This is a genomic window from Chryseobacterium glaciei (assembly GCF_001648155.1).
In the GTDB taxonomy this organism is placed as follows: domain Bacteria; phylum Bacteroidota; class Bacteroidia; order Flavobacteriales; family Weeksellaceae; genus Chryseobacterium; species Chryseobacterium glaciei.
The window spans coordinates 3,975,234-3,986,945 of the sequence record NZ_CP015199.1 but is presented as its reverse complement, the minus strand read 5'-3'; the positions used below and the strand labels follow the sequence as shown (position 1 = coordinate 3,986,945).

The 11,712-nt window shown below is 33.7% G+C and carries 7 protein-coding genes and 1 pseudogene; 5 read left to right on the top strand and 3 right to left on the bottom strand.

From position 1 onward, the window contains the following. The first annotated feature begins 44 nt into the window (after positions 1–44). Both A0O34_RS17940 and A0O34_RS17935 read left to right on the top strand, forming a co-directional pair. Positions 45–680: an HAD family hydrolase gene (locus tag A0O34_RS17940; protein ID WP_066757724.1), complete on the top strand. Its 636-nt coding sequence runs from the start codon at positions 45–47 to the stop codon at positions 678–680. 64 nt (positions 681–744) lie between these two features. Further along, positions 745–1,323 (top strand): RDD family protein, encoded by a 579-nt coding sequence (locus A0O34_RS17935; protein WP_066757722.1) that lies wholly within the window; start codon positions 745–747, stop codon positions 1,321–1,323. A 15-nt stretch (positions 1,324–1,338) separates the two neighbouring features. Here the strand turns inward: A0O34_RS17935 and A0O34_RS22720 are convergent. Both A0O34_RS22720 and A0O34_RS17925 read right to left on the bottom strand, forming a co-directional pair. Then, a pseudogene (locus tag A0O34_RS22720) lies at positions 1,339–2,909 on the bottom strand (M20/M25/M40 family metallo-hydrolase). Between the two features lie 433 nt (positions 2,910–3,342). Further along, complete coding sequence (locus tag A0O34_RS17925) at positions 3,343–3,519, bottom strand: histone H1 (protein ID WP_054509314.1); 177 nt, start codon at positions 3,517–3,519, stop codon at positions 3,343–3,345. A gap of 267 nt (positions 3,520–3,786) precedes the next feature. Between A0O34_RS17925 and A0O34_RS17920 the strand changes: the two genes are divergently transcribed. The 3 genes from A0O34_RS17920 to A0O34_RS17910 all read left to right on the top strand — a co-directional run bounded on the left by A0O34_RS17920 (position 3,787) and on the right by A0O34_RS17910 (position 9,640). Continuing rightward, on the top strand, positions 3,787–7,128 hold the full coding sequence (locus A0O34_RS17920; protein WP_066757720.1) for a DEAD/DEAH box helicase: 3,342 nt from the start codon (positions 3,787–3,789) through the stop codon (positions 7,126–7,128). A gap of 298 nt (positions 7,129–7,426) precedes the next feature. Further along, entirely contained in the window at positions 7,427–8,341 is a 915-nt protein-coding gene (locus A0O34_RS17915) for a helix-turn-helix domain-containing protein (protein WP_066757719.1), read from the top strand. Positions 8,342–8,434: 93 nt separating this feature from the next. Then, positions 8,435–9,640 carry an MFS transporter gene (locus A0O34_RS17910; RefSeq protein WP_066759814.1) on the top strand — a complete coding sequence of 402 codons (1,206 nt, stop codon included), beginning with the start codon at positions 8,435–8,437 and terminating at the stop codon, positions 9,638–9,640. Positions 9,641–9,734: 94 nt separating this feature from the next. On the opposite strand, the gene A0O34_RS17905 is transcribed toward A0O34_RS17910, so the two are convergent. Beyond that, complete coding sequence (locus A0O34_RS17905) at positions 9,735–11,579, bottom strand: chloride channel protein (protein WP_066757717.1); 1,845 nt, start codon at positions 11,577–11,579, stop codon at positions 9,735–9,737. Positions 11,580–11,712: the final 133 nt, after the last annotated feature.

The window sequence follows — 11,712 nt, the reverse complement described above, 5'->3', positions numbered from 1 at the left end:
AAAGTTTCTTCAATAGTATAAATCAAACTAAATAACAATACATTTTGAACAAAAAAAATTTAATTTTCGATTTAGACGGAACACTCTGGGATCCCAGAGCCACAATCATCAAGATCTGGAATGAGGTTTTAACCAAACGTCAACTGATAAAAAGGGAATTAAAGCCCGAAGATATGGACCAATACATGGGTCTGTTATTTGACGACATTTTAAAGGATATCATTCCCGGAATTTCGGATCAACTGGTGCAGGACATTCTTTTGGAAATTGTAAAGAAAGAAAACAAGGTACTACATGCCCATGGCGGTATTCTTTATGAGGGAGTTGTGGAAACCCTAACGAATTTGGCAAAAAAACACAGTCTATTCATTGTCAGCAACTGCCAGGATGGATATATTGAAGCATTTCTAGAATACTATCAGATTCACAATCTATTTACAGACATTGAATCTCATGGTCGTACAAAAAAGTCGAAAGCTGAAAATATAAAATTGATTATGGAAAGAAATCATTTAAGTATTGAAAATTCATTATATATAGGCGATACTCAGACAGATTATGATTCTGCGAAAGCAAATGAATTATCTTTTATTTTCTGTGAATATGGTTTTGGAACATTGAATATTCCAGAGTACAAACCTTCTGTTTCAAAATTTTCAGATTTGGAATTTTGTATTTAATATGCAGGTCATAAAAATAACCATATTAAATTTATCAAAGTTTAATTTTAACATATAAAGCCATTTGAAAATATCTGAACTCAAAAAGCGAAAAACAGTCCGCAGAGCGACCCGAAATTTTGATTTGGAAGGTAACCGTATTTATAATGAATTTGAATATGATTTACCCTATCAAACCATTTACAAAGGAAGCGAAAGGGAGCGGTTATTTGCAAAAGTTATCGATATGCTGCCTTTCTTTCTAGTCTTCTTCTTTCTATTTCATAAAATAGCGATTATAAGTCTTTTACTTTCTATTGCATCTGTGATTGTTGTTGGTGCTATAAATGAATCTTACTTTGGTACAACACTCGGAAAGAAGATATTGAATATGAAGGTTATTGATGATGAAGGGAACTATCCTGGCTTTTTGAAATTATTATTAAGAAATATTTTATGTCTAGCCAATTTCAATCCTGAGTTTTCAGAATGCGTTTTCAATACGGTTGCTATGGGAAAACGAACTGCTACACGAGTGAATTTCAGTATGCATTTAAATAATCAAATTTGTAAAACTCATATTGTGAAAGAAAGTACAATAGCTGAAATTAGAAGTTTACTCAACCAAGAACAACCTAAAAAGAATGTGCGACTTTTAGATTAAGTCGCACATTCTTTTTTATTTAAAATCTTTAGAATCTCTCCTCGGTTGCTTCGCTTCCGGCCATTTTGTAACCTGACCTTTATCATCCAAAGGCATTTCTCTTTTCTCTCTATTCGTAAATTCCGGATCTTCTGATGCCATGTAAGCCAATGATGCTGTTAAAATTACATTATTCTTCACCTCATCAAAAACGATCTTATCATACGTATCTTTCGTAGTGTGCCAAGTATATCCGAAATATCCCCAATTCAACGAACTTAAAGAGAATCCGGGAACTCCTGCAGCAACAAAAGAAGCATGGTCGGATCCCCCCCACCAGGCATTCCGGGGAAATCTGTTTTGATTTGATCTTTTACTTTTTTCGGAACTCCATTTAGCCATTTCCCGATATAATCGTAGGAATTTACAAATCCTTGTCCGCTGATATTCACAACACGACCTGTTCCGTTATCTTGGTTAAATACAGCCTGAGTTCCTTTTATAATCTCAGGATTATCAGCAACAAAACCTCTTGAACCGTTCAATCCCTGTTCCTCACTTCCCCAAAGTCCGACAACGATTGTTCTTTTATTGTTTGGATAATATTTTTTAAGAATTCGCATCGTTTCAAGCATCGTTAAAACGCCCGTTCCGTTATCTGTTGCGCCTTGAGCGCCATCCCAAGAATCAAGGTGAGCAGAAAGAATGACATATTCATTTGGTTTTTCTTTTCCTTTGATAATTCCGACGGTGTTAAAAGTTTTAGCATCAGGAAGAACTTTTGACTGAGCTTCAATTTTAATTTTAGGTTTATTACCCTTTTCAGCCATTCTGAAAAGCATCCCATAATCTTCAACATCAATATCAATCATTGGAATTTTGCTTGTCTTTGCTCCAAAAATTCGATTGGCACCCATAATTCCTGTCCAGTTTGAAATCGCAATTCCCGCAGCGCCTGCTTTTTCTAAAGCTTCTGGAAGCGTATTGTTATCATATCCGATATTCTTTACGTAATCGCGGAAATCTTTTGAAGCCTGTTCTTTTTCAGCTTTTAATTTTTCATATAATTCAGGCGTTGCAAACTCCTTAATTTGTTCATCAGAACGACCTATTTTCTGATACTGCGCCATCAAAACAATTTTTCCTTTTGCAGAAGGCAGCCATTTATCGAATTCAGCTTTAGAAGAAACTTTAGGAAGCACTACAACTTCGGCTTCAATTGCTTTTTTAGTCGCAGGACTCCAAGCTAATTGGGTTGCTGATAATGATTTTATGCGAGGATACGTCATGTCAACATGCGTAATTCCTCTCTGCCAGCCTTTCCAGGTTCCGAATTGCTGCAAATTGGCATCAACTCCCCATGAACGAAGTTTTTCTGCTGTCCATTCATTGGCGGAAAGCATTTCAGGAGTTCCCACCAAACGAGGACCAATCCCATCAAGAAGTTCATACGCCATATCTTCAAGCTGAGAATGGTTATTGACTTCATTCACGAAATTTTCAACAATAGGATTCAGTTTTTCTTGCGAGCCGGTTTGCGCCTGAGCCCATGAAAATTGCACCGCCAATACTACCGCAGGCGCTACAAAAAAGCGATTTATCTTCATAATTTCATTGATTGGGATAAAGATAAAGGAATTCAGGGAAAATTGAAGAGGATAAAAGAGAAAAACAGAATGATTTTTATCTTATGATTGATATTTAAACTTTAGTTTTTAACCATTAAGATTCATTAAGTTGTTAAGAAGATTAAGGTTTTGACTAAATATTAATGAACTTATGTAAACCTTTTATTCTAACCACAAAAGATGCAAAAGATTAATAATTGAGTTATTTTAAGTTTAATAATAAACTACAAATTAAGAGCACATAAGTTGTTAAAAATCTTTGATTTTTATTCTTTTGAGAACTTTTGTTTTCAAAAGAATAAAATATTCGCTTTTGTATCTTTTGTGGTTAAAATAAAAAAGTTAGAGTAATGCATTATAAACAAAAAAAACCGACTTCAATGAAGCCGGTTTATATCGATTTTGGGATCGATTATTTTTTTGATTCCTCAACAGAAACTTTTCTGAAATCTTTGAACAATTTGCTAAGTTCTAAAGCTGATTTACGAGCTCTAGTTCCAGCAGCCTTGTTTCCTTTTTCTGCTTGTTGGTTTGCTTCAGCAGTGAATGCTTCAAATTCCGCGTTGATTTTTTCAATTAGTTCTTTCATTATTTTAAAATTTAGGGTGCAAATATAGGTTTTATGGTGGATTTCGCAATAGTTAAGGTCAAAAAAACTTAATAAAAATCGAGAATTATTAAAATTTGGAATGAAAATAAAAAAGTTTAAGCCAATTTGCGCCTTTTTTCCTCTATCAAAAGCTAATGTAAGGTAAGATTCAGATTTAATTAAAATAAAAATCAGATTTTCGAGAAGACCTTTTATCGGTTTTATGTAAATTCGCTAAATAACTAAATTATTTGTCTGTAAGTACCCATGGAGCTGCCAAAGGAATATATTTTACCGAATACCAATATCAGTACACTTTCTATATATGAACTTTTGAAGCATACCCAAACGGCAAATTTTATAGAAATTAAAGATTTCCGAGACATCTACCCTATTGCTTTGGAATGCAACACGGGAGTATTTACAAAATCAACTTCTGTCATTGACTTCCCAAACGTTTCCGTAAGTCAGGTTGGAACTTCATTGATCACAGCTTGTTCATGTGATAATGAAACCAATAAACTTTGCGAGCATCAGTCCGAAATTATTCATTCTATTCTGGAGCAGAAAAATTTTCGAATCTTTTTTGACCATAATTTAAGACAAAGATCATTAATGTTAGTCGCCAAAGGTTTTGGATTAGAAAATGAAACAAATCTGGATGCCTTTTTTAATATTGAATATACCGATGGAAAATTGGATATTCAGCCTAAAATAAAAGAGCTAATTCAAATAGACGAACAGGTCTTTAAACAAGATCTTCTTCCTCAACGAATCTCAATATTGGATGAATTAGCAGTTCAAAATACTGATAAAAGACAACTATTGGTCATTGGGAAACATCGTTTTTACAATCAACTGAATTTTTCATTGATGGAAGCTGATATTACCCAATCAGGAAAAGTTAAAAATCCCATTACAACCATTGATCCTATGCAACTGATCTGGAAAGCAGAACAGCCCGCAGAAATCAAATTTTATACAGCCATTCTTACCTTTCAAAATAAGTACAGCGAAGAGAAAAGCGCGGCAGAATTACAGGCTTTGAAACTGATCGTTCAGAATCCTTTGGAGTTGGATGTTTATTATCACGATCACAACGTAGCTGAAACTATTTCCTCAAAATCTTTAGTTCCAATTCATTTAAATATTTTAAAATTAGAAATACAACTTACTGTTTTCAAAAAAGATCCTTTTTACGAAATTACGGGAGAATTATTATTCAATGATATTTCACTTCCCTTTAAAAATGTAGTGATTCGAAATGATTATTTTGTTTATTTTCAAAATACGCTGAGTTTGGTTGATAATCCTGATATGCTTCGTGTGATTAAGTTTTTCAAATCAAATAACGAAATATTAATCATTCATGCATCAAAATATGAGGAATTTTTACAAACCGTTTTATCTTCGCTAGAACAGTATATTCATATCAATTACAGCTATATTCGTCAAGCAACTCCGGTAGAATTAGCGGAAAAAGATTTTAAAACAGAACGAATCATCTATCTTCAGCAGAAAGGCAATTTTGTGTCCATTACGCCTGTTATGAAATATGGTTCAGTTGAGGTGATTGTTTATTCCCGAAAACAATTATTTGATACCGACCAAAATGGAAACCAGTTCACAATAGAACGAAATCATGATGCAGAAGATCGTTTGACTTCCATCATTATGAAACAACATCCTGAATTTGAGGAACAAATGGACGGAACTGAATATTTCTACCTTCATAAAGATAAGTTTTTGGATGAAAATTGGTTTCTGGAAGCCTTTGAAGCATGGAGAAATGAAAGGATAACCATTCTTGGATTCAATGAATTAAAGAATAATAAATTAAACTCAAATAAAGCTAAAGTAGACATCCAAATCACCAGCGGTGTCGATTGGTTTAATGCTAAATTGGCGGTGAAATTTGGTAAAAAAGAAGCTTCATTAAAACAGGTTCACAGAGCGATTCGTAACAAATCGAAGTTCATTCAGCTGGATGACGGCACTCAGGGCATTTTACCTGATGAATGGATCAATAAAATCACCCGATATTTTCAGGTGGGAGATATTGATGAAGAATTATTGAAGATCCCTAAAATTAATTTTACAGAAATATCAAATCTCTTTGAAAAAGAAATTCTTAGTGATGAGGTACATGCAGAAATTACGACGTATTCAAAACGCTTTTCAACAACCAAAAATATTCCTGAAATTTCAGTTCCTGTTGAATTAAAAGCAGAGTTGAGAGATTATCAACGAGACGGATTAAATTGGCTAGGTTTTCTTGACACCTTTAATTTTGGAGGTTGCCTTGCTGACGATATGGGATTAGGTAAAACCATACAAATCATCGCTTTCATCTTGCATCAAAGGGAAAAATATGGACCGACGACCAATCTGATTGTTGTCCCCACTTCTTTGCTGTTCAATTGGCAGGAAGAAATTGAAAAATTTGCGCCTTCCATCAAAGTATTGCTTCATTACGGAGCAGACCGGAAGAAAACAACCGAGTTGATGCATCAATATGAAGTTGTTTTGATAAGCTACGGAATGCTGCTTTCGGACATTCGTTTTCTTAAAACCTTTCATTTTAATTATATTTTCCTTGATGAATCGCAGGCTATTAAAAATCCAAATTCTGAAAAATATAAAGCTTCCCGTCTTTTACAGTCGCGAAATAAGATCGTATTGACCGGAACTCCTATTGAAAACAATACTTTTGATCTGTACGGACAACTTTCCTTTGCTTGCCCGGGATTATTGGGAAGTAAACAGTATTTTAAAGATACATACGCCATTCCGATCGATAAATTTGAATATACCAAACGAGGAACAGAACTTCAGCAGAAGATAAACCCTTTTATCCTCAGGAGAACCAAAAAGCAAGTCGCCAAAGAACTTCCTGAGAAAACAGAAATGGTCATTTACTGTGAAATGAATTCAGAACAACGCAAAGTCTACGACACTTATGAACGTGAACTTCGTGAATTCATTTCTGCATCCACAGACGATGAAACGCTTAAAAATAGCATGCATGTTTTGACAGGATTAACAAAACTTCGACAAATTTGTAATTCTCCTGCTTTGTTGAAAGAAGGTCATTCAGGGGATAATGCCGTGAAAATAGAGATCCTGACCGAACAGATTGAAAATAAATCGAAGGAGCATAAAATCCTTGTCTTTTCACAATTTGTAGGAATGCTTGATTTGATTAAAACTGAATTAGAAAAGAAAAATATCCCCTTTGAATATCTGACAGGTCAAACTAAAGATCGTGGAACTAAGGTCAATAATTTTCAGACCGATGAAAATATCCGTGTGTTTTTAATCAGTTTAAAAGCCGGCGGTGTAGGGCTTAATCTTACCAAAGCAGATTATGTTTATCTCGTAGATCCTTGGTGGAATCCCGCTTCGGAAAATCAGGCGATCGACAGAAGTTACAGAATCGGACAAACCAAAAATGTGATTGCCGTTCGACTGATCTGCTCTAATACCATTGAAGAGAAAATCTTAAATCTTCAAAAGAAAAAAAGCAAACTTGCCCAAGGCTTAATAAAAACCAGTGAATCAAAGTTACAAGGTTTAAGTAAAAGTGATCTTCTGGAAATCTTGGAATAATTTAACCACAAAAGAGACAAAAGTTTAAACACTTAAGTTATTTTAAGTTAAAAGTTATATCGTTAAAAAGTACACTTAAGTTTTTTGAAAATCTTTGATTTTTTTCTCATGTGAGCTTTACGATTTTCAACTTTTAAAACTTAAGTGCTCTAAAGTGATTAAATAAAAACTTTTGTGCCTTTTGTGGTTAAAAAACCCAGCTAACTTTTATATATTATCAAATTAAAAATTGATTTCATTGAAAATAATTTAAAAATAAAAACACATTTAGTATATTTGATTTTTATAATTTTGTATCATGAGCGATCAATTAGAAACTATAGCAGATTACTACAAACGGATCAGAGAAAACAAAAATAAAATGTTTGATACTGATGATTTTGAAACAGGAAAATCTCATTTCAATATTTCTATGCGAAAGTATTGCAGTTTCAAAAGTCCTTATAATCGTCGGGATTACTATAAGATCAGCTTTATTATCGGTAAAGGAACTTTTCAATATGGACAGCAACAATTATACATTGATCGCCCTGCTCTATTTTTCCCGTCTCCCAATATTCCTTATTCGTGGGAATGTGATGGAGACCTTCAAGAAGGCTATTTTTGTCTCTTTAATCAGGAGTTTTTTAATGGAAATTCAGAATTTAAATTATTCAAAAAAACCTCTCTCTTTAAAGAATGGAGCATGCCGCTTGTTTTTTTAACCGAAGAACAAACCCAGCTGGTTACCGTCTATTTTGAGCAAATGTATAAGTTGAACAACTCTTCCTACACGTTTCGATGCAACAGTATTAAAAACCACTTGGCATCCGTTTTACACCTTGCCTTAGAAAACCGTGTGGAAGATATTGACCCCAATGAGCTTCCCGCTAACATTAGATTATACCGATTGTTTGATGAGCTTCTCAACAAACAGTTTCCTTTGGATTCTCCGGCTTATCCGCTATCATTAAAAACAGCTTCTGACTTTGCGGAGCATCTTAACGTGCATGTGAATCATTTAAATTCTTCTGTAAAATCAGTCGCCAATCTTACAACCACTCAAATCATCAAAGAAAGAATGTTTGAGGAATCTAAAAATCTATTAAAATATACCAATTGGGATATTTCGGAAATCGGCTACACATTAGGATTCGATGAGCCTTCTCATTTTAATAATTTTTTTAAAAAGCACGCTAATACTTCTCCACTTAAATTTAAGAGTATGGTTTAATTCTTTGAATTTTGTAATTTTTACTTTGTCTTTTAAAATTCATATTAATGATACTTTCTCTATTTTTGTATCGTTAAAAAATGAATAAACATGTTGTTGAAAGAAGCATCTGAAAAACGTATCAGATTAGTTACGATAATGGCCTTTATATCAATCCCGCTTTCGGGGTTCGTGACGGATATTTATTTACCTTCATTTCCATCGATGGCCAAAGGAATGCAGGTTTCGGAAAAGGATATCCAAATTACACTAACATCTTATTTACTGAGTTATGGGATCTGTCAGTTATTTGTAGGAAATATTCTGGATAATATTGGACGTTACCGACCTAAATTAGTGGCACTATTCTTTTTGATCATCAGCAGTCTTTTGATCACAATGACAGATAGTATTTTCTTAATCTGTCTTCTCCGAATCCTTCAAGGAGCAGCTGTTTCTGTTCTGGTAGTTGCGACCCGCGCTATTTTTGTAGATATTTATGACGCTGAAAAAGTGAAACATTATTTAAGTTATTTCACAATTGTCTGGTCTTGTGGACCTATTTTGGCACCGTTTCTTGGCGGTTATCTTGAAAAATTGTTTAACTGGCATGCGAATTTTTATTTCCTTGCTTTCTACGCAGGAGCAATATTTATTTTTGAATTATTCTTTAGTGGTGAAAGTTTACCCGAAAAGAAGAAAGTCAGTTTTTCAGAAAACATTAAACTTTATCAAATGATGCTGAAGAACCGCATATTCATGTTGGGTATCTTTATTTTGGGATTAAGTTATTCGATTGTCATGTTGTTTAATATTACGGGGCCTTTTATTATTGAAAATACTTTTCATTTCACTCCGGTTGTCATTGGATATTGTACTTTGATTTTAGGATTTTCATGGATGATTGGTGGATTTATTGGAAAAAAGAGAATTTCGTTAGGTTTTAATTCTCGTATTTTACAGCCTGTTATTATACAATTGGTTTTAATTGCTAGTTTAATTGCAGTAAGTTACTTTGCACAGAGTCTTTACATTACGATTCCTTTTGCATTTTTCATCCATATTTGTTCGGGAATCTTATTTACCTCATTTTTCACGACAAGTATGTTGTATTTCCCTAAGAATGCAGGAACAGCAGGCGGATTAATGGGTGGATTGGTCTATATCATTACTTCCCTTACCAGCTTTATTATTTCAGTAAGCGGAAACGTAAGCGAACAAAAAGATCTGGGATGGCGATACTTGATTATTGCCTCTTTACTTTTCGGCATTATTCTTATTATGAGTAAAACATTGAAAAAAGAAAAAGCAGAGAATTAATCTCTGCTTTTTTCATTATTTTCTTAGAGCCTGTTTAAAAAAGTAATAATAAAAAAGAAACTATTAATAATTTTCCGTTAAAAAATTAATTTTATTAATCAGAATAGTCTTTCAAAAGCTGCCTGTAACTCATTAATATAGATGATTTTGAAATAAATCCTACAAATTTATTGTTCTGATCTACAACCGGAAGATTCCAAACACCAGTATCATCGAATATCTGAAGAATTTCTAAAGGCTTATCTTCCTGATGAATAATCGCTGGAGGAGCTTTCATAATTTTAATAATACTTGCCGAAGTATCTGTATCCGAAAACAAAAACGGGCGTACATCATCTATTGTAAGGATTCCGCGTAATGTTTTAGCATCATCAACAACTCCGAAAATATTTTTAGTTCCATCTTTTACAAGCTCAAATAAATCTGCTATTGAGGCATTTTCATTCACCGTTTCTGAAAACCTGTCGATAAAATCTTCTGTTTTTAATGAAAACAATAAATTCTTATCATGCTTATTCGTGAAAATTTTTCCTTGATCTGCTAATGATTTTAATTCAGGAGAAATTGGAGAAAACCATTTGGCAATGAGGTATGACATGATGGAAACAATCATTAAAGGAATAAAAAGATCATACCCAAAACTCGATTCCGCGATTAGAAATATTGCCGTAAGCGGTGCATATAATACGCCGCTCATCGCACCTGCCATTCCTACAAGAACTAGATTAGTTACCGGGACATCCGAAAATCCAAGATGCTGGCAAATCAAAGCAAATAAATATCCAACCGTACCTCCTGCAAAAAGTGAAGGCGCAAAATTACCGCCATTACCCCCACTGAAAATGGTAAAAGACGTGGCAAAAGCCTTTAACAGACAAACCAACACCAAAAATATAATGACCGTCCATTCCTTAATTTCAAAATATCTAAAAAAACTGTTTTCAATAATTGAATGGGTATTTCCATTCGTAAAAGCCTTCACCGTATCATAACCTTCCCCAAATAACGGTGGAAAAAGCACACAAAGCAATGACAAAACCGCCCCACCAAACATTGCTTTTCGTAGGCGAGACATATTTAAACCTTTTATAAAATGTTCAACTTTTTGAGAGACAATTACAAAATATCGTGCGTACAATCCCGTTGCAATCCCTAAAATAAGGTAATAAGGAACATTTTTATAATTAAAAGGTTCTCTCGTATAAAATCTGAAAAGAATATCTTCCTGAAGTAAAATTCTCGATAAAAGACTTCCGCAAACCGCTGCAACAACCAAAGGAATAAAATCTGTGAAGACAACTCCTGTCAGTAAAATTTCAAAAGCAAACATAATTCCTGCAATCGGCGCGTTAAAAGCTGATGCGATACCTGCTGTTGCTCCCGCAGCTAGCAATAACGTACGTTCTTTATAGCTTAGTCGATAGGTTTGAGCAAAATTTGATCCGATCGCAGCCCCGGTAACTGCTATTGGACTTTCCAATCCAGCAGAACCTCCAAGCCCAACTGTAATTGCGCTTTGAACGATTTGAGAATACATTTTAACAGAAGAAACGATACTCGAATTCTGAGCAATTTCGTATAAAATGGCACCAATTCCTTTTCTGTCCTGACCTTTAAAAAGCGTAAGAACAATGCTTGTCGTAAGAACAATTCCTAAAAAAGGAAAAACAACGTAGAATAATATCTGATATTCAAAATGAACTTTAGTCGTAATAAAATTATGAATATGGTGAACAAGAGTTTTCAGTATAACCCCCGCCAAACCTGCACTGCAACCTACAATAACACCCGAAAGAACAAGAAACTGACTACGGCTTAACCTGTTATTTAACCAATGAAGAATCAGTTCATAACTTCTTACTTTTTCAAGTCCATATTTTTGAAAATCTCTTTTGAATTTTAGAAAACTTAAGTATTTTCTTTTATTATCAATTTTCACTTCTTTGAATATTTTAATTCCACCATTAAGTAAGCGGGATGTAAATTTAGGAAATTAAATTTTGTTTTTTTACAGAGGATTTTGAAATGATTTGAGCCTAAATTAAGAATTCTAAGAATTTTTAATTAGTATT